Origin of the sequence: Jiangella mangrovi, assembly GCF_014204975.1 — a bacterium.
GTDB lineage: Bacteria > Actinomycetota > Actinomycetes > Jiangellales > Jiangellaceae > Jiangella > Jiangella mangrovi.
In genome coordinates this window covers 7039501-7059483 of record NZ_JACHMM010000001.1, presented here as the reverse complement: position 1 = coordinate 7059483, position 19983 = coordinate 7039501, and the positions used below count along the sequence as shown (strand labels likewise).

General features: G+C 73.1%; 13 protein-coding genes and 2 pseudogenes. 9 read left to right on the top strand and 6 right to left on the bottom strand.

The annotated features are described in order from the left end of the window. Window positions 1–185: 185 nt before the first annotated feature. The 5 genes and pseudogenes from HD601_RS32465 (at window position 186) to HD601_RS32450 (ending at window position 9376) form a co-directional block, all read left to right on the top strand. A complete protein-coding gene (locus HD601_RS32465) occupies window positions 186–599 on the top strand; it encodes a Fur family transcriptional regulator (protein ID WP_343076469.1) in 414 nt (137 codons plus the stop codon). A gap of 355 nt (window positions 600–954) precedes the next feature. Beyond that, a pseudogene (locus HD601_RS36335) lies at window positions 955–3726 on the top strand (exo-alpha-sialidase); the annotation flags it as partial. Next, entirely contained in the window at window positions 3727–6114 is a 2388-nt protein-coding gene (locus HD601_RS36175) for a DUF6351 family protein (protein WP_484496891.1), read from the top strand. A 134-nt stretch (window positions 6115–6248) separates the two neighbouring features. Then, entirely contained in the window at window positions 6249–8873 is a 2625-nt protein-coding gene (locus HD601_RS32455; protein WP_184829111.1) for an AMP-binding protein, read from the top strand. Then, window positions 8795–9376, top strand: a complete 582-nt coding sequence (locus tag HD601_RS32450) for a hypothetical protein (RefSeq protein WP_184829109.1) — start codon at window positions 8795–8797, stop codon at window positions 9374–9376. The genes HD601_RS32455 and HD601_RS32450 overlap by 79 nt, the downstream gene beginning before the upstream one ends. A 7-nt stretch (window positions 9377–9383) precedes the next feature. Here HD601_RS32450 and HD601_RS32445 read toward each other — a convergent pair whose 3' ends face one another. The 5 genes from HD601_RS32445 to HD601_RS32425 form a co-directional block, all read right to left on the bottom strand. Then, entirely contained in the window at window positions 9384–9983 is a 600-nt protein-coding gene (locus HD601_RS32445; protein WP_184829107.1) for a hypothetical protein, read from the bottom strand. A 52-nt stretch (window positions 9984–10035) separates the two neighbouring features. After that, window positions 10036–11112, bottom strand: coding sequence for an ABC transporter ATP-binding protein (locus tag HD601_RS32440; RefSeq protein WP_184829105.1), 1077 nt, complete (start codon window positions 11110–11112; stop codon window positions 10036–10038). Beyond that, window positions 11109–12569: an ABC transporter permease gene (locus HD601_RS32435; RefSeq protein WP_184830323.1), complete on the bottom strand. Its 1461-nt coding sequence runs from the start codon at window positions 12567–12569 to the stop codon at window positions 11109–11111. The genes HD601_RS32440 and HD601_RS32435 overlap by 4 nt, the downstream gene beginning before the upstream one ends. A gap of 122 nt (window positions 12570–12691) precedes the next feature. Further along, the gene (locus tag HD601_RS32430; protein ID WP_184829103.1) at window positions 12692–13732 is read right to left on the bottom strand and encodes an iron ABC transporter substrate-binding protein; all 1041 of its coding nucleotides are present in this window, start codon (window positions 13730–13732) and stop codon (window positions 12692–12694) included. 99 nt (window positions 13733–13831) lie between these two features. Continuing rightward, window positions 13832–14242: a DUF6703 family protein gene (locus tag HD601_RS32425; RefSeq protein ID WP_184829101.1), complete on the bottom strand. Its 411-nt coding sequence runs from the start codon at window positions 14240–14242 to the stop codon at window positions 13832–13834. 111 nt (window positions 14243–14353) lie between these two features. Here HD601_RS32425 and HD601_RS32420 point away from each other — a divergent pair. From HD601_RS32420 to dusB, 4 genes and pseudogenes are all read left to right on the top strand, one after another. Further along, window positions 14354–14626, top strand: a pseudogene (locus HD601_RS32420) (antibiotic biosynthesis monooxygenase family protein); the annotation flags it as partial. A gap of 101 nt (window positions 14627–14727) precedes the next feature. Then, window positions 14728–15954 carry a YibE/F family protein gene (locus tag HD601_RS36170; protein WP_184829097.1) on the top strand — a complete coding sequence of 409 codons (1227 nt, stop codon included), beginning with the start codon at window positions 14728–14730 and terminating at the stop codon, window positions 15952–15954. Window positions 15955–15988: 34 nt separating this feature from the next. After that, a complete protein-coding gene (locus HD601_RS32410; RefSeq protein WP_184829095.1) occupies window positions 15989–17368 on the top strand; it encodes a glycine--tRNA ligase in 1380 nt (459 codons plus the stop codon). Beyond that, a complete protein-coding gene (dusB, locus tag HD601_RS32405) occupies window positions 17362–18504 on the top strand; it encodes a tRNA dihydrouridine synthase DusB (protein WP_184829093.1) in 1143 nt (380 codons plus the stop codon). The genes HD601_RS32410 and dusB overlap by 7 nt, the downstream gene beginning before the upstream one ends. Before the next feature lie 336 nt (window positions 18505–18840). Here dusB and HD601_RS32400 read toward each other — a convergent pair. Continuing rightward, window positions 18841–19805, bottom strand: a protein-coding gene (locus tag HD601_RS32400; protein WP_425503412.1) for an IS5 family transposase whose coding sequence is annotated in 2 segments (ribosomal slippage) — window positions 18841–19401 and window positions 19404–19805 — 963 coding nt in all. Because the reading frame shifts where the segments join, the coding sequence is not laid out codon by codon here. Between the last annotated feature and the right edge of the window lie 178 nt (window positions 19806–19983).

Genomic DNA, 19983 nt, shown 5'->3' with positions numbered 1-19983 from the left:
AGACATTCTCATCAAGAGTGACAACCATTGTCAAAAGGGCCTGTTCGGAACGTCCTGGGGCGTTCGCCCGTTGAGGATCTTCGGGGCCGAAGCGGCGCGGACGCTCGTCTCCGAAGCACCTTCGGAGATAGACTGTGTTGGGAATGAGAATCGACAGGCGCGAGCAGGGGGAGCGGGCGACTCACGTGACGGTACGCCAACAGCCGGCCAAGGAGCACCGCCGCACGCGACAGCGCGCCGCGGTCGACGAGGTCCTCGACGAGACCGAGGACTTCATCAGCGCCCAGGAGCTGCACTCGCTGCTGCGGGCTCGCGGCGCCGGGGTCGGGCTGGCCACCGTCTATCGCACCCTGCAGACCCTCGCCGACGACGGCCGGGTCGACGTGCTGCGCTCCGACGCCGGCGAGGCCGTGTACCGCCGCTGCGTCCGCGAGGAGCACCACCACCACCTGGTCTGCCGGTCCTGCGGCGCGACGGTCGAGATCGCCGGCCCCACGGTCGAGCGCTGGGCCAAGTCGGTCGCCGACCAGCACGGCTACGCCGACGTGTCGCACACGCTCGAGATCTTCGGCACCTGCCCCCGCTGCGCCGCCGCCTGACGGCCGCGGCGCGGTTCACGCGTCCGCTCGCTCGGGGTGCGGTCCCCGCCCGGTTGGGAGGGAGTCCCACCCTACGGGCGGGTGCCGACAGTGACGTTCGCACTCCGCCGACCCCGGCTGCCCGCCGGCCAGAAGTCGATCTTGGAGTAACCGCGGGGTTGGCGAGCGGAATGTCCCGGTTGATCCCACGGTTACTCCAAGATCAACGTGGGCTGGGATGGCGAATCGGGTCACGGGCGGACGGTGATCGCTGGTCTGCGTGCCGGGCGGCGGTGCGCGGGGGAGCCATTGTCCGCGCTCGAAATGTCCCGGTAACGTCGTGGCCATCCACTCTAATACGTATTAGGGAGCTGGCATGCGACGGCGGATCTGGCGGGCGGCGGCGACGGTGCTGGCCGCGGCCCTCACCCTGACGACGGTGCCGCCGGCCGCGGCGACCCCTGCGGCGACCCCCGCGGTGACCACAGCGGAACCGGCAGCTGACCCCGTCGCCGATACCGCGCCGGGGGAGTTCGACGAGACCGTCCTCTGGGACTCCGCCGAGGGCCCGCACGAGAGCTACCACGTGCAGGGTCTCGCGGTGACGCCGTCGGACACGACCCTGGCGTTCACCGAGGGCCGGCACGAAGTCTGCGACGCCGGGCCGCGCGACATCGTCCTGCGCCGCAGCACCGACGGCGGCGACTCGTGGGAGCCGAGCCGCATCGTCGTCCCGTCCGTCGACGGGCAGTCGTGGGGCAACCCGACGCCCGTGGTCGACGGCGAGACCGGCGAGGTCTTCCTGTTCTTCGGCCTCTCGATCCTCGACCCGGCCAACACCGGCTGCTCGGGCGACTACCAGGAGATCTACCTGAGCCGCAGCAGCGACGACGGCGTCACCTGGAGCGCGCCGGAGGAGCTGGACGAGCTGTTCGCCGGCAACCCGTACGACTGGACGCTGCACGGTCCCGGCCCGGGCCACGGCCTGCAGCTCCAGGACGGCCGGCTGGTCATGCAGGTGCTGCACCGCCGCGAGGTCGTCGGCCACACCACGCCCGAGCGGCTCTACGGTGTCTCGGCGATCTACAGCGACGACCACGGCGCCACCTGGCACGCGGGCGAGCCGGTCCCCGTCGACGTCAACTACCCGATCAACGAGAGCCGCATCTACGAGCGCGGTGACGGCGCCCTGGTCGTCAACGGGCGGTCGGCGGCCGGCGGGCACCGGCAGCGGATCAGCTCGGTCAGCGCCGACGGCGGCGAGACCTGGTCCGACCCCGTGCTCGAGCCCGCGACCGGCCGCTACACCGCCGTCGACGCCGGGTTCCTGCACTACGAGGGTGCCGACGGCGTGGGCCGCCTGCTGCACGCGCGGCCCGACTCCGCCCGCCGCGAGGCGCTCACCGTGTCGGTCAGCTACGACGACGGCGCCACCTACCGCTACGACACGATCGTCAACCCGGGCCCGTCGTACTACTCCGACCTCGCGGTGCTGTCCGACGGGACGCTGCTGCTGTTCTACGGCCGCGACGGCGAGATCCTCGGCTCGCCGGCGCGGCTGGTCATGGCGCGGTTCGACCTCGCCTGGCTGACCGACGGCCGCGACACCGGCTCCGGCGACGGGCCGGGCATCACGGAGCACGCGTTCGAGCTGGGCGACGCGGCGGGCGCCGTGACGCGGCCGCCGGCCGGGGCGCCCGCCACCCGCACCGTGACGCCGGACGCCGCGGGCGGCAACGACGCGCTGGTGGGCGGGGCGCCGTCGTTCGCCGACGGCGCCGCGATCCTCGACGGCGACGACCACCTCGAGATCCCCGCCACCGACGCCGTCCGCGCCGCCGGCGACACGTTCACCGCCACGGCCTGGTTCCGCACCGGCGCCACGGCCAGCCAGGCGATCCTCTGGGCGTACGGCTGGGGGTCGGCCACGCCGCAGTGGTGGCTGCGCGCCGAGCCGGGCAGCAACCGGATCCAGGCGCTCGTCGACACCGGCCTGGCCACCGCCACGCTCACCGCGCCCGGCGCCTACGCCGACGACGCCTGGCACCATGTCGCGCTGACCCGCGGCGGCGGCGACCTCGCGCTGTACGTCGACGGGGTCCGGGTCGCCCAGGCGGCGTCCCCGACCGGCGACCTCGCGTTCAGCGCCCGTGACGGCATCTACGTCGGGCAGCGGCCGGACGGCGCGAACCGGCTGGTGGGCGGCGTCGACGAGGTGCGCCTGTACGGCCGGGCGCTGACGGCGGACGAGGTGGCGGCGCTGGCGGCCTCTCGGGACAGCGCGGCCGCGGCGGACGCCGTCGTGCACCTGCCGCTGGACGAGACCGAACGGGCACGAGTGCCGCAGCCCCGACCCGAGCCCGTCGCCGACGAGAACGCCCGTGGCGGCGCTGCGCTCACGTACGAGGCGACCGGTCCCGGCGACTACCTGGAGCTGCCGTTCCGGCTGCCGCGCGACGAGGGCGCGTTCGAGGTCGCCGTGCGCTACGCCCGCGGTCAGGACGCCGGCCGGATCCAGATGAGCATCGACGGGCAGCTGCTGCCGGACGGCGTGCTGGACCCGAGCCTGGACAGCGGCGCGGCGTACCAGACCTACCAGCACGGCGACGTCGCGCTCGATCGTGGACTGCACCGGATCCGGTTCACGCTGCTGGAGCCGGGCCGGCTCGGCGGCACCACGATCGCGCCGGACGAGCTGACGCTGATCGCCGCCGAGCACCCGTCCGACGAGACCAAGCGCGACGTCGTCGTCGACGACGAGTCTGTCGGCGCGTTCCGCATGACCGGCACCTGGGGCCGCGCGACGGGCCAGGCGGGGCACCCGTACTACGGCGTCAGCTACCGGTCCGCGGCGGCCGGCACCGGCGCCCGGTCGGTCAGCTGGCAGGTCGACGTGCCGGTCACGGGGGAGTACCACGTGCTGGCGTGGGCGGTCGCGCACGCCAACCGCGCCTCCGACGCGCCGTTCACCGTCCACCACGCCGACGGCGCGACGACGGCCCGGATCGACCAGCGCGGCCAGGCCAGGGTCGTCGGCGACTCGCGGCCGGGCGTCTGGGTGGACCTCGGGGCGTACCGGTTCGAGGCGGGCGCGGCCGGGCGGGTCGAGCTGTCCGACGATGCCGACGGGTTCGTCATCGCCGACGCGGTGCTGGTCACCCGCGACCCGGTTCCCGGCGCCGTGGCGGGAGTCGCGGGAAGCGCGCTGTCGCCGTCGTCGGCCCGGGTCTCGTGGACCGGGACGGACGGGGCCGACGGCTACGACGTCGAGCGGCGGGTCGCCGGGACCGAGCTGTGGGAGCTGGCCGGGCGCGTGGGCGCGGCCGCGACGTCGCTCGACGTCACCGGGCTGGCGCCGTCGACGAGCTACGAGTTCCGCGTCTACGCGTTCACCGAGCCCGACCCCGGCCGGCCCGCCTTCGCCGGTCCCGCGTCCGCGCCGGTCACCGTCACGACCTCGGAGGCCGGCGACGAGGAGGGGGACGGGACGCTCGCGCTGAGCGTCCTGTCCAGCCGGCCCGACGCGGTGAGCGGCGGCGACGCGCTGGTGCGGGTCTCCGTGAACGACGACGGCGTTCCGCTCGACGCCGTCGCGGTCACCGTCAACGACGTCGACGTCTCCGCGTCCTTCGCCCCCGACCCGGCCGGTCGTAGCCTGACCGGCCTGGTCACCGGGTTGCACGACGGCGCCAACGTGCTGGCCGCGCGCGCCGGGTCCGAGGCCTCGCGGACCGCGGTCCGGCTCACCGGCCACCCGATCGAGGGTCCGGTCTTCTCCGGCCCGCACCAGCAGCCGTTCCGCTGCGAGACGGCGCAGTTCACGGTGCCGGTAATCGGCGGCACGCTGGGTGCGCCACTGGACGAGGACTGCGGCATCGCCGAGCGCGTCGACCACTTCTACCGCACGACGGGCGACACGTTCGCGCCATGGCCGGACGGGGCCACCGAGTACCCGGCCGACCTGGTGACCACGACCACCAGCGACGGCGCGCGGGTGCCGTTCGTCGTGCGGATGGAGACCGGCACCGTCAACCGCGCCGTCTACCAGACCACCGTGCTGCACGACCCGCTCGCGGATCCGGCGCCCGCGCCGTCGGAGCACGCGCGCCCGCCGGGGTGGAACGGCGCGACGGTGTTCACGTTCGGCGGCGGCTGCACCAACGGCTGGTACCGGCAGGGCCGCAACACCGGCGGCGTCGTCGACCCGTACCTGCTGGGCCAGGGATACGGGCTGATGTCGTCGTCGCTGAACGTCTTCGGGTCGAACTGCAGCGACCTCACCGCCGCCGAGACCGCCTCGATGGTGAAGGAGCGGTTTGTCGAGCGGTACGGCCCGGTCGACCACGTCATCGGGTTCGGCTGCTCCGGAGGGTCGTACCAGGCGTACCAGATCGCCGACAACTACCCGGGGCTCCTCGACGGCATCATCGTCGGCTGCTCGTTCCCCGACGTCGGCTTCGCGACCGTGAACATGATCACCGACGCCTGGCTCCTGGACTCCTACTTCACCAGGCGGGGGTCTTCCTGGACCGAGGACGAGCGGCTGGCCGTCACCGGGTTCGCGACCGATGCCACCGCTGCCGCCGTCGCCGGGGGCGCCCGCCGCATCGACCCGCGCTCCTACTGCGCCATGGTGCCGGCGGCGCAGCGCTACGACCCGTCGGCCAACCCGGACGGCGTCCGCTGCGGCGTCTACGACCACGCCGTCAACGTCTACGGCCGCGACCCGGCGACGGGGTTCGCGCGCCGCCCGCTGGACAACGTGGGCGTGCAGTACGGGCTGGCTGCGCTGTCGTCCGGGGCCATCAGCGCCGACCAGTTCCTCGACCTCAACGAGCACGTCGGCGGCTTCGACGACGACGCGAACCTGGTGCCGGAGCGGACGACGGGGGACCCGGCGGCCATCGCGGCGGCGTACCGGACCGGCCGGCTGACCAGCGGTGGCGGCGGGCTGGCGAGCGTCCCGATCATCGACTACCGCACGTATCGCGACGACAACCCGAACGGCGAGCTGCACCTGCGCTACCACTCGTTCTCGATGCGCGAGCGGCTGGAGAAGGCGAACGGCTCGTCCGCGAACCTCGTCGGGCTGGTCGAGGACATGCGCTACACCGGGTTCAGCACCGAGAGCCCGCTGCTGCGGCACGCCGTCGCGAGCATGGACACCTGGCTGCGGAACCTGGCGGCGTCGCCGTCGCCCGATGTGGCCGCGGCGCGGCCGGCCACGCTGGTCGAGGGCTGCATGACCCGCGACGCCGAGCCGGTCTTCGTGGCAGAGACCCTCACCCGCGACCCGTCCAGCACCTGCGAGACCCTGTACCCGACGGCGTCCTTCCCGCGCGAGGTGGCCGGCGAGTCCGTCGCGGCCGACGTCGTCAAGTGCCGGCTGCGCTCGCCGCAACGGTCCGACTACGCCGTCGAGTTCAGCGACGCGCAGTGGGAACGGTTGCTGGGCGTGTTCGACGGCGGCGTCTGCGACTACTCCGTGCCGGGGGCCGAGCAGCAGCCACTGGCCGGGACCTGGCTACGCTTCTGACCGTGGCGCGCGCTGGTGAGGGATGCCTTGCCTCACTGGGTTGAATGTCTGGCTCGCGACATTTAAGGTAAGCCTCGCCTTAAAAGTCGCCGAGCCTCGAGCACGGCTCCGTGCGAAACGGTGCGTGAGAAGTCATGACGTTGGCCTTGCCGCAGTCCGTGCCCGCGGCGGGTGCGCCTGTGGCCGTGCCGTTCGCGCGCGACCTCGCCCGGCACGGGGACCGGCTCGCCGTCGTCGCCGGAGATCAGCGCTGGACCTACCGCGAGCTGGCCCAGCAGGTCGACGCGACGGCGGCCCGGCTCGGCGGCGGACGGCGGCTGGTGCTCGTCAGTGGTGCGAACGACGCCGCCCAGCTGGTCACCTACCTCGCGGCGCTGGTCGGCGGGCACGTCGCGCTACTGGTGCCGCCCGCGCACGCCGGCACCGTCGCGGCCGCCTACGACCCCGACGCCGTGCTGCCGCCCGGCGGCGAGCTGGAGGTCCGGCGGCGCCCGCCCGCGCACGACCTGCACCCCGAGTTGGCACTGCTGATGTCGACGTCCGGCTCGACCGGCTCGCCGAAGCTGGCCCGGCTGTCGCACCGGAACGTCCAGGCCAACGCGGAGTCGATCGCGCAGTTCCTCGGTGTGCGCGACACCGACCGCGCCGTGACCACCCTCCCGCTGCACTACGTGTACGGGCTGTCGGTGGTGCACACGCACCTGCTGCGGGGCGCGACCGTCGTGCTCAGCGACCTGTCCGTCGCCGACTCCTGCTTCTGGGACCTGTTCGAGGCCGAGGGCGGCACCACACTCGCCGGCGTCCCGCACACGTTCGACCTGCTGGACCGTGTCGGATTCGACCGGATGCGGCTGCCGCGGCTGCGCTACGTCACGCAGGCCGGCGGGCGGCTCGACCCCGGCCGGGTGCGCCGCTACGCCGAGCTCGGGCGGCGCGGCGGGTGGGACTTCGTCGTCATGTACGGGCAGACCGAGGCGACGGCGCGGATGGCGTACCTGCCGCCGGAGCTGGCCGCCGCGCACCCGTCGGCGGTGGGGGTGCCGATCCCGGGCGGCTCGTTCGTCATCGAGCCGGCGCCCGAGGTCACCACGCCCGGCGTCGGCGAGCTCGTCTACCACGGCCCCAACGTGATGCTGGGGTACGCGTCGGAGCCGGCCGACCTCGCCCTCGGCCGGACCGTGACGGCGCTGCGCACCGGCGACCTCGCCCGGCGCACGCCCGAGGGCCTGGTCGAGATCGTCGGGCGGCGCAGCCGGTTCGTGAAGATCGCCGGGCTGCGGGTCGACCTCGACCACCTCGAGACCGCCCTGTCCCGCCCCGGCGTCGCCGTCCGCTGCACCGGCGCCGACGGCGAGCTGCTCGTCGCCGTCGACGGAGCCGAGCCGGACGCCGTCCGCCGGGAGATCGCCGACCGGTTCGGGCTGCCGGTTCGCGCGGTCACCGTCGCCGCTGTCGCCCCGTTGCCGAGACTGGCCAACGGGAAGGTCGACTACCCGGAGCTGGCGCGGCTGGTGACGTCGGCCGCGCCGGCCGCGCCGGTCGCCTCGGCCGCGGTGGGGTCTTCGTCGCCGGGCGACCTGCCGGAGCGGCTGCGCGCGCTGTATGCCGAGCTGCTGGGCCGGCCCGACGCGACACTGGACAGCACCTTCGTCGACCTCGGCGGGGACTCGCTCTCGTACGTCGAGATGTCGATCCGGCTCGAGGACGAGCTCGGCGTCGTCCCGCCGAACTGGCACGTGACGCCGCTGCGCGAGCTGGCGGCCGGCGCGTCGTCCTTGGTCGCCGTGGAGGCGCGCGGCTGGCGGCGGGTGCTGCGGCTGCGGCGGCTCGAGACGAGCGCGGCGCTCCGGGCGCTGGCGATCGTGTGCGTCATCAGCACCCACGCCGGGCTGTTCACGCTGCTCGGCGGGGCGCACGTGCTGGTGGCCGTGGCCGGGTTCAACTTCGCCCGGTTCCGGCTCACGAGCGCCGGCCGGGTGACGCGGCTGCGGCAGCAGGCCGTCAGCATCGCCCGCATCGCCGTCCCCAGCGTCATCTGGATCGCCGGCGTCGTGCTGCTGACGAACCAGTACGGCCCGCTCAACATCGTGCTGATGAACGGCCTGTTCGGGCCGTCGTCGTGGACGTCGGAGTGGCACTTCTGGTTCGTCGAGGTGCTCGTCTACATCCTCGTCGTCCTGGCGGCGCTGTTGGCGATCCCGTCCGTCGACCGGCTGGAGCGGCGGTTCCCGCTCGTCTTCCCCGCCGTGCTGCTGGGGTTCGGGCTGCTCGGGCGGTACGGGATCGTCGACCTCGGGGTGCCGCACACCATGCCGGTGTTCTGGCTGTTCGCCTTCGGCTGGGCGGCGGCCCGGTCGACGACGTGGTGGCAGCGGCTGGCCCTGACGGCGGTGCTGGCGGCGACCGTGCCAGGCTTCTTCGGCCAGTCCGCGCGCGAGCTGGCGATCGTCGCCGGGATCGCGTCGCTGCTGTGGCTGACCACCGTGCCGGTGCCGTCGGCGCTGAGCCGGGTGGTGAGCGTGCTGGCCAGCAGTTCGCTGTACGTCTACCTGACGCACTGGCAGGTCTACCCGCGGCTGAACGACATCCACCCCGGCCTCGCCGTGGCCGGCTCCCTCGCCGTCGGCGTCGCGGCCTGGTGGCTGGCCGGCCGCCTGACGGGCGGGCTGACAATGGTGGGGTGGACCGCGGTGAGGCAGCTTCGGAGCCCCTCGACCTGGGCGTCGTCGGGCCGGCGGAGCCGGGCGACCAGACGCTGACTCCGGACCGGACGGCGCGTCGGCGCCCGCCCGCCTGGCTCGTGCTGACGGCGGTGTTCCTCCTCGGCGCGATCGTCGGCGGCGTCGTGGTCCAGGCCCGCGGCGATGCGGCCGACTACGCCGAGGCCCGCGTGGTCGGCGGCCCGGTGGTGCCGCTGCTGACCCAGCCCGGCGCGCGGCTGACGGGGATGGTGGAGCTGAACCTGCTCAACGCGGGCGAACACCGCATCGAGATCCTCCACATCGAGGCCGACGGCATCACCCCTACCGCCGGCAACGCGCCCGATCCGGTGACCGTCGAGCCGGGCGACTGGGGCCGGTTCGTCCAGGACGGCTTCGCCGCCGACTGCGACGGCCCGCCGCCGGGCGGCCTGCGCGCCCTCGTCCGCACCGCCGACGGCGCCGAACGCCTCGTCGACGTCGCCACGCCGCCCGGCTCGGGCGCCGCCGATCTGTGGGTCTGGGCCTGCCGGGCCGCCCTCGACCACGGCGACCTCGGCTGACCTCGACTCAGCGGGCCGGGTGCCAGAAAGGTAGGTGCTCGGGATCGCGCGGGTAGAGCTCCTGATCGCGCCGCAGCAGCTCGGCGTCGCCCGGACCCCAGTACGCGAACGGCGGCTGCTCGTCGAGGACGATGAAGTTGATGGCACCGTTCTGCCGGAGCATGATCGTGATGTTGAACCAGGCGCCGCGACCGTCGTCCTGGTACATCGACCGGCGCAGCTCCGCGCAGGCCGCGGCGACGTCGGGCAGGTAGTGCAGGTGCCGTAACGTCAGCGGACCCTCGCCGGCGAGCTTGACCGTCGCGGCCATCCGCAGGTCGTCGGCCGCCGCCGAGGCGTGCAGGGTGGCGTACTCCCACCCTTCCTGCAGGTGGCCGAGCAGCGCGTACCCGACCAGCAGCAGCGGGTCGCCGGTCTCGGGGCGCGGCCCCTCGAGGATCAGGCGAGGCAGCGGTTCGCCGTCGTCGTCAGTGGTCTCCTCGGCCCGCTCGCGGGCGTGCTTGTCGAGGGAGGCGCGCAGGGCCTGCACCAGCTCGACGTCGACCGGGTCCGAGGCTTCCGCCTCCATGGCGTCGAGCGGGTCGACCGGTCTGCTGTCGTCGCTCATCTCACCACCGTACCGGGCCTCTTGCATTGCGACGAGCTATCGTTCGGGTGTCTCAGTCGCCGGGGTAGAGGACGCCGCCGCCGGTGACGATGACCGAGACCTTCATGCCGGTCTGGTAGGCGGGACCCTCGTGGGCCGGCACCCGCAGCGGGATCAGCGCCGCACCGCCGCCGCCCGCCGCGGGACGCAGGAGGAGCTCGGCGTGCGACCCACGCGCCCGGACGTCCTCGACGACGGCGTTGTGGGTGCCGTTGGCGGCGCTCACCTCGAGCTGGGCCGGCCGCAGCAGCAGCCGCGCATCCGCCCGCCCGACCCCGTCGCGGCGGTCGTGGCGGACGGCGACCCGTCCCAGCGCGCAGTCGACGTCGCCGCTGGAGCCGACGACCTCGGCGGGCAGCACGATCGCGGCGCCCAGGAAAGCGGCGATCTCGGTGCTGACGGGGTTGTCGAAGACCGCCGACGGCGCGCCGGACTGCACCAGGTGCCCGTCGGCGATGACCGCGATCTGCCGGCCGAACGACAGCGCCTCGTCGTGGTCGTGGGTGACGAGGACGGTGGTGACGACGCTGTGCTCGAGGGCGTCGATGACGGCCTGGCGGGTCTGTTCGCGCAGGCCGGTGTCGAGGGCGCTGAACGGCTCGTCCAGCAGGACGACCTCGGGGCGGGGCGCCAGCGCGCGGGCCAGCGCCACCCGCTGCTGCTGGCCGCCGGAGAGCTGGTGCGGGTAGCGGCGCGCGAGGGCGGCGTCGAGGGAGGCGAGCTCCATCACCTCGCGCACCCGGGCCGGGAGGTCCTCGCGGGCTCGCGAGCGGCGCGGCAGCCCGAACCGGATGTTCTGCTCGACGGTCAGGTGCGGGAACAGGGCGCCGTCCTGGGCGACGTAGCCGATGCCGCGCCGGTGCGCCGGCACGAACCGGCCCGGGGCCGCCAGCGTCGTGGCACCCAGCGTGATGCTGCCGGCGTCGGCGCGCTCGAACCCGGCGATCAGCCGCAGCAGGGTGCTCTTGCCGCTGCCGGACGCCCCGACGACGGCGGTGCGGGTGCCCGCGGCCACCGTCAGCGACACGTCATGGAGGACCGGGACCCGGCCGAACGACTTCGAGACGCCGGCCAGCGAAAGCGTGGTCATCGGGCACCCCACTTCCGGGACTGGGCGAACATCATCGCCACGGCGGGCACGGACAACAGGATCAGCAGCAGCCCGTACGGCGCCGCCGCCGGGTAGTCGATGGCCGACGCCTGGGACCAGAACTGGGTCGCGAGCGTCCGGGTGCCGTTCGGCGCGAGCAGTAGCGTCGCCGTCAGCTCGTTGGCCGCGCCGAGGGCGACCAGCGCCGCCCCCGCCGCGATCGACGGCACCAGCAGCGGCAGCGTGACCCGCAGCCGCGCCAGCAGCGGCGGGTGGCCCAGCGACCGGGCCATCTCCTCGAGCGCCACCGGCGCCTGGGCGATCCCGGAGCGCAGGGGTACCAGCGCCCGCGGCAGGAAGATCATGACGTAGGCCAGCACGACGGTGAACGCCGTCTGGTAGAGCCCCGGCAGCACCCGCAGTGTCACCGTCACAAGGGCCAGCGCGACGATGATGGCGGGCAGGCTGGCGGCGACGTACGACGTGCCCTCCAGCAGGCGGGCCAGCGGGCCGGGGTGGCGGGAGGTCAGCCAGGCCAGCGGCAGCGCCACCAGCACGGCCGCTAGCGCCCCGCCGCAGGCCAGCACCACCGTCTGCCCGAAGGCGGGCCAGAGCTCCGGCTGCGCCCAGCCGTCGCCGCGCGCGAGCCAGCGCACCACGCTCGCCAGCGGCACTGCGACGGCGGCCACGCCGAGCGCCGTCAGCGCCAGCAGCACCAGGGGGGTCGACGCGCCCAGCCGCTGCGGCACCGCGGGCCGCGCCGCGCCGGACCCCACCCGCGCGTACCGGGCCCGGCCGCGCGCCGCCGCCTCGCCGACCAGCAGCGTCAGGCACAGGGCCGACAGCACGACGCCCAGGGCGCCAGCCGCGGGGCCGGCGAACGTCGACTGGTACTGCACGACGATCGCCGTGGTGAACGTGTCGAAGCGGATGAACGCGAACGCACCGTACTCGGCCAGCAGGTGCAGGGCGACGATCAGCCCGCCGCCCAGGATCGCCAGCCGCAGCTGCGGCAGCACGACCCGCCCGAACACCGCCCACGAGCCCAGCCCCAGCGAGCGCGCGGACTCCTCGAGCGCCGGGTCGAGGCCGCGGATCGCCGCCATGGCCGGCAGGTACACCAGCGGGTAGTAGGCCAGCACCGACACCAGCAGCCCGCCGCTCAGCCCGTGGATCGACGGCACCGCGCTGGCCCACCCGTAGCTGGCGACGAACGCCGGGATGGCCAGCGGCGCCACCAGCACGACCGCCCAGAACCGCCGTCCCGGCAGCGTCGTCCGCTCGACCAGCCAGGCCCCGCCGACGCCCAGGAGCACCGTCGCCGGCACCCCGAGGACCACCAGCAGGACGGTGTTGACCAGCAGCTCGCCGACGCGCGGGCGGAAGATCAGCGGCTCGAGCGTGCCCCAGCCGACGTCGACGACCACCGAGACGACGTAGCCCAGCGGCACCAGCATGACGGCGGCCAGCAGCGTGGCCGCGACCACGAGCAGGAAGGACGGCCGCGGCCCGCGGTCGGCGCCGGTGGTGGGCGGCGGCGGGAGGGTGTCGGGGATGACGGTCACGAGCGGGACACCCTCTAGAGCAACCCCGCGTCCGTCATCAGATCGGTGACCTCGACGCTGTTGAGGGTGGACGGGTCGACGGCGGGCGCCTGCAGCGAGTCGAGCGTCGGCAGCGCCGGGTTGGCCGCGACGCCGCTGGCGACGGGGTACTCCATGCTGTAGCCGGTGCCGAGGATCTCCTGGCCGGTCTCGCCGGTGACGAACGCGAGGAACTGCTGCGCCTCGTCTTGGTTCGCGCTGGACGCGAGCACGCCGCCGCCGGAGACGCTGACGAACGCGCCCGGGTCCTGGTTGCGGAAGTAGTGCAGCTCGGTGTTGCCGCTGTTCTCCTGGGTGCCGTCCTGGTCGCGGAACCAGTAGTAGTGGTAGATGACGCCGCCGGGCACCTCGCCGGCGTTGACGGCCTTCATGGTCGCGATGTTGTTCTGGTAGGCGGTGGCGTTGTCCTTCATCGCCTCCAGCCACTGGCCGGTCGCGTCGGCGCCCTCGAGCTCGAGCATGGCCGAGATGATGGCCTGGAAGTCGGCGCCACCCGGCGCCGCGCCCCAGCGGCCCTTCCAGGCGGGGTCGGCGAGGTCCATGATCGACGCGGGCAGCTCGGCCTCGGTGAGCTCGTCCGGGTTGTACACGAACACCGTCGAGCGGGCCGCGATGCCGGTCCAGTCGCCGGTCGCGGGCCGGTACTGCTCGGGCACCTGGTCCAGGGTGGCCTGGTCGACGGGGGCCAGCAGGCCGGCGTTCTCGACCAGCGAGATCGCGGGGGAGTTCTCGGTGAGGAAGACGTCGGCGCGCGACTCGTCACCCTCTTGGACCAGCTGGTTGCCCAGCTCGGCGTCGCCGCCGTTGCGCAGGACGACCTCGATGCCGGTCTCCTCGGTGAACGCGTCGGCCCACTCCTGGGTCAGCTGCTCGTGCTGCGCGTTGTAGACGACCAGGGTGTCGTCCGAGGCCGACGCGACGGGGTCCTCGTCGCTGTTGTCGGAGCAGGCGGTGAGCCCGAGAGCGGCGGCGGCGAGGCCGGCGGCGAACGCGGTCATGGAGCGTCGGCGGGTCATGGTGTCCTCGGTGGGTGCGATCCGGTTGTCGAGGCGAGAATAGCCTAACCTAACCTACGCAGAACGACACGGATCGGATGGCGGCGAGGGCGACATGGTTCAGGCCAGCCAGCCGCCGGCGCGGGCCACCACGAGCGCGCCGAGCGCCAGCACGATGAAGCCGCGGCTCATGCGCTGGCCGGCCGAGAGCCGCGGCCAGGCCAGCACCAGCAGCCAGGCGAGGAACAGCACGACCAGGCCGAGCAGCGCCGGGCCGATGGGCGACGGCGCGAGCAGGCCGCCGAGCAGCACGGCCGCCGTGACGACGCCGAGCAGCCACTTGGGCGCCGCGGTGAGCTTCACCAGGACGGGGTAGCTGGCCGCCTCGATGCGTGCGCGCAGGCTCGACCTGGGCGGCGGGCCGGCCGGGGCGGGACGGCGGCTGCCCCCGGACCGCGGAGCGCGCGACCCGGCGCCCGGCGCGGTGGGCCGGCGGTTCGGGTTGCGGCGCGGCTGGCGGTTCTGCGGCACTGGAGATCCTTCGGGACGGGCTGATCACCGAGCATCGTACGGTGGTTGGTCGACATACTGCTCCATGGCTCCGACAGAGTCGAGCCGGCTCCTGGCCTCGAAAGGATCACGATGCTCGTCGTCACCCGGTACCGGGTCCCGCCCGCGGACGCCGTGACGTTCCGCGACCGCGCCCGCCGGGCCCTCGAGGTGCTCGCCACCAAGCCGGGCTGGCGCGGCGGCCACGTGGGCCGCGCGGCCGACGATCCCGAGCTGTGGGTGGTCAGCAGCGAGTGGGAGAATGTCGGCTCCTACCGGCGCGCGCTCTCGTCGTACGAGTCCAAGCTCGAGGCCGTCCCGCTGCTGTCCCTGGCCATCGACGAGCCGACGGCGTTCGAGATCGTCGCGACGGTCGAGAGCAGCGGCGCCAGCGTCCGGGCCTCCGACGCCGACCAGGTGGGCCTGGGCGAGGCCGCCGCACCCGTCGTCCCCACGGATTTCGACCGGTGAGCGCCGTCCACCTGCACAGCACCGAACCCGCGCCGCCCGCCGGCCCGCACGTGCGCAACCTCGTGCTCGCGGTGCTGATCCCGCTGATCCTCGCCACCATCGCCGGGCTGGTCGTGCTGTGGCCGTCCGGCGAGACGCCGAGCATCGAGGCCGGGGTGCGCACCGACGGCACCATCCTCGCCGTCGAGCCGTGCGAGGACGTCGTCGACACCCCGCCGACGCCGGAGGGCGAGGACACCGCCGGCGAGTGCCTGCAGGCGCGGGTCCGCGTCGACGCCGGCCCGGACGAGGGCATCGAGACGATCGTCCCGCTGCCGTTCGGCCTCGGTGCACCGGAGTTCCACGAGGGCGACGAGGTCGTGCTCAGCGCGCTGCCCGACGCACCGCTCGAGAGCCGCTACGAAGTGCTCGACTTCCAGCGCAGCGTGCCGCTGCTGTGGCTGGCCGGGCTGTTCGCCGTCGCCGTCGTCGTGCTGTCCGGCTGGAAGGGGCTGGCCGCGCTCGGCGGGCTGGGCGTGACCATGGTGGTGCTGCTGGTGTTCGTGCTGCCGGCGCTGCTGACGGGGGAGTCGCCGCTGCCGGTCGCCGTCGTCGGGGCGTCGCTCATCATGATCGTGACGCTGTACCTCGCGCACGGGCTGTCGATCCGCACGTCGGTGGCGCTCATCGGGACGCTGGTGAGCCTGGCGCTGACGGGGCTCCTGGGGTCGCTGTTCACGTCCGTGGCGCACTTCACCGGGCTGGCCGGCGAGGCGGCGTCCTACCTCGGCACCGTCAACACCGAGATCGACCTGCGCGGGCTGCTGCTCGCGGGGCTGGTCATCGGCGCGCTGGGCGTGCTCGACGACGTCACCGTCACCCAGAGCGCGGCGGTGTGGGAGCTGGCCGCCGCCGACCCGTCGTCGTCGCGGCGGTCGCTGCTGGCCGCGGGGCTGCGCATCGGCCGCGAGCACGTCGCCGCCACGGTGAACACGCTGGTCCTGGCCTACGTCGGCGCCGCCCTGCCGCTGCTCATGCTGTTCAGCGTCGCGGGCCAGGGGGTCACCGACGTCCTGACCACCGAGGCGGTGGCGCAAGAGATCGTGCGGGCGCTCGTCGGCGGGCTCGGCATCATCGCGGCGGTCCCGGTGACGACGGCGCTCGCGGTTCTGGCCGTCCGGGGACGATCGGCCCGCCCGGCTGGCCGACGCCGCAAGCCCACGTCGTCTACCCTCGAAGCTTGACCCGGACGCCGAGACCCCGAATGGAGTGACCACCGTGCCTGCGCCCGTCGACGCCATCGTCTCCCTCGCCAAGCGCCGTGGTTTCGTCTTCCCGACGGGTGAGATCTACGGCGGTACGCGCTCGGCCTGGGACTACGGGCCGCTCGGGGTCGAGCTGAAAGAGAACGTGCGCCGGCAGTGGTGGCGCGCCATGGTGCAGCAGCGCGACGACGTCGTCGGCCTCGACTCCGCGGTCATCCTGCCGCGCGAGGTCTGGGTCGCGTCGGGCCACGTCGAGGAGTTCGTCGACCCCCTCGTCGAGTGCCAGGCCTGCCACCGCCGTTACCGCGCCGACCAGCTCGAGGACGAGTTCGCCGAGATCTCCGGGCGCCCCGTCGTCGGCGGCATGGCCGAGGTGCCCTGCCCCACGTGCGGCGCCAAGGACTCCTGGACCGAGCCGCGCATGTTCAACGGCCTGCTCACCACCCACCTCGGCCCGGTCGAGTCCGACGAGGGCCTGCACTACCTGCGGCCCGAGACCGCCCAGGGCATCTTCGCCAACGTGGTCAACGTCATGAACGCCTCGCGCAAGAAGCCACCGTTCGGCATCGCGCAGGTCGGCAAGTCGTTCCGCAACGAGATCACGCCCGGCAACTTCATCTTCCGCACCCGCGAGTTCGAGCAGATGGAGATGGAGTTCTTCGTCGAGCCCGGCACCGACGAGCAGTGGCACGAGTACTGGCTGCAGGAGCGGTGGAATTGGTACACCGGGCTGGGGCTGTCCGAGGGCAACCTGAGGCTCTACGAGCACCCCAAGGAGAAGCTCTCGCACTACGCGAAGCGCACCGTCGACATCGAGTACCGCTTCGGCTTCGGGACAACGGAGTTCGCCGAGCTCGAGGGCGTGGCCAACCGCGCCGACTTCGACCTCACCACGCACGCCAAGCACTCCGGCCAGGACCTCAGCTACTTCGACCAGGAGAAGGGCGAGCGCTGGACGCCGTACGTCATCGAGCCGGCCGCCGGGCTGACCCGCTCGGTGCTCGCGTTCCTGCTCGACGCCTACGACGTCGACGAGGCGCCCAACGCCAAGGGCGGCGTCGACACCCGGCACGTGCTGCGCTTCGACCCGCGGCTCGCGCCGGTCAAGGTCGCGGTGCTGCCGCTCTCGCGCAACGCCGACCTCTCGCCCAAGGCGCGCGACCTCGCCACCCGGCTGCGGGCGCGGTGGAACGTCGAGTTCGACGACGCCGGCGCCATCGGCCGCCGCTACCGCCGTCAGGACGAGATCGGCACGCCGTTCTGCGTCACGGTCGACTTCGCCACCCTCGAGGACGACGCCGTCACCGTCCGCGACCGCGACACCATGCACCAGGAGCGCATCGGTCTCGACCGCGTCGAGGGCTACCTCCTGGAGCGACTCCCCACATGCTGACCACGTTGCCGGAGGTGGCCCCGCTGCAGCTGGGGTCGTTGCGGGTCGACCCGCCCGTCGTCCTGGCGCCCATGGCGGGCGTCACCAACGCCGCGTTCCGCCGGCTCTGCGCCGAGCAGGGCGCCGGGCTGTACGTGTGCGAGATGATCACCTCGCGCGGCGTCGTCGAGCGCGACGAGAAGACGCTGAACATGCTGGTCTTCGCCGACGTCGAGGACGTCCGCTCGGTCCAGCTCTACGGCGTCGACCCCCACTACGTCGGCGAGGCGGTCAAGGTCCTCGCCGGCGACTACGGCGTCGCCCACGTCGACCTCAACTTCGGCTGCCCGGTGCCCAAGGTCACCCGCAAGGGCGGCGGCGCGGCGCTGCCGTACAAGCGAGGGCTGCTGGAGCGGATCCTGCGCTCGGCGGTGGCCGCGGCGGAGCCGTACGGCATTCCGGTGACCATGAAGACCCGCAAGGGCATCGACGACCACCTGCTGACCTACCTCGACGCCGGGCGCATCGCCGAGGACTCTGGCGCGGCCGCCATCGCGCTGCACGGCCGCACCGCCGCCCAGCACTACTCCGGCTCGGCCGACTGGGGCTCCATCGCGCGGCTCAAGGAGCACGTGTCCATCCCGGTGCTCGGCAACGGCGACATCTGGGAGGCGTCCGACGCCGTCCGCATGCTCGAGACCACGGGGGCCGACGGCGTCGTCATCGGCCGCGGCTGCCTGGGCCGGCCGTGGCTGTTCCGCGACCTGGCCGCGGTGCTGCGCGGTCAGCCGGTGCCGTCGCTGCCGACGCTCGGCGAGGTAGCCGCGATGATGCGCCGGCACGCCGAGCTGCTCGCCGAGCTCATGGGCGAGGACCGCGGCCTGCGCGACATGCGCAAGCACATGGCCTGGTACCTCAAGGGCTTCATCGCGGGTTCGCAGGTCCGGGCGTCGCTGGGAATGGTCAGTTCTTTGGCTGAGCTCGACGTCCTGCTGGGCGAGCTCGACCCGTCGCAGCCCTATCCCGTCGCGGAGCTGGGGACGCCCCGCGGCCGCCAGGGGAGTCCGCGCAAGGTCGCGCTCCCGGCCGGCTGGCTCGACGACACCTGCGACGCGGGCGACCTCGCCGATGCCGAGATCGGCATCTCCGGCGGCTGATCTTTGGGCTCGTGGGGTTGGGTTGGGTTCCCCGTCCCCCTGCTGCCCATTCTCTTAGCCGCGGGAACCCGCCTCAAGTCGGCGCCCTCTGGGGTTGCTTGACCGTGTGGTTGGGGGGCTTCGACTTGACCCGGGTCCCCGCGGTCTAAGAACGGGCAGCTATCAGGGGGACGGGGGGAGTCTGGCGACGGGTGCGGGGTTGCGGCGGCCGCTGCGGTTGTCGGGTGGGACTTTTCCTCGCTATAGCGGGGATAACCCCCTCCCGACGACCGGTGGTGTCCACGTGGTGGGATTCCCGGTGTTCCTGGGCCGCCCACCATGATTACCCGACCTTCACTAGGGCGTGTCTGGCGGATCTTGTCGTTGGTGGTCGCGGAGCCAGATTCTGATGCTGGCGACGTCGATGGTTCCGCGGTAGACGAAGTCGCGTTTGTCGGTGCGCATGGCCACGGCGCGGTAGCCGCGCAGCTTGTTGATCGTGCGCTCGACGGTGTTGCGGTCGCGGTAGGCGGCGGGGTCGAAGTTCGGGGGCCGGCCGCCGTTGCGGCCGCGGTTGCGGCGTCCACGCTGCTGGCTGCTGGGGGTCGGGATGACCGCGGTGATGTGGTGTTTGCGCAGCCACGCGCGGATGGGCCCGGTGGAGTAGGCCTTGTCGGCCAGCAGCTGGCTGGGCCGGGTGCGTGCCCGCCCGCCGCCGCGGCGGCGGATCGACAATCGGGTGATGAGCGGTTCGAAGGCCAGCGAATCGTTGCGGTTCCCGGCGGTGGTCACCCGCGCCAACGGACGGCAGCGGCGATCAGCGATCAGGTGAAGCTTCGTGGTCAATCCGCCGCGAGAACGACCCAACCCTTCCCGCAGCGGCGGCTTCTTGTCATTCGATGCCGCCCCCCCGTCCGGGCCGGCTGGTCGCCCAGGGCGACCCCCAGCCGCTCGGCAGGCACATCCTTGGGCGGTTCATGCCGCGCGCCCGCGGCATGCTGGTGGGCGCGGACCACCGTCGAGTCCATCGCCACCACCCACCGCCCGGCGTCGTCGGTGTCGCTCCCGGCCTGCAACCCAGCGACGATCCGTTCCCACGTACCATCGGCTGACCAGCGGCGATGCCGCGCATACACGGTCTGCCACGTCCCGTAGTCCGGCGGCAGATCGCGCCACGGGGCGCCGGTCCGGGTCCGCCACAGCACCCCGTTGATCACCATGCGGTGATCCACCCAACGACCGCCCCGGCGCGGACTCCGATCCGGCAACAACGGCTCCAGACCAGCCCACTCCACATCGGTCAGGTCATGTCGATCAAGCACAAACCCGTTCTACCGAGACCAACCAACAAGATCCACTAGACACGCCCTAGGCATGTAGGCGTGGTGGGGCGCGAGAACGCGTAGTGGCGTACGCGATCCTTGATGATCATCGCTGTCCACAGCTCCAGTGAGCACCACAAGGACGGGAGCCTGGGCACCGCCTCTTGACACCGGACAT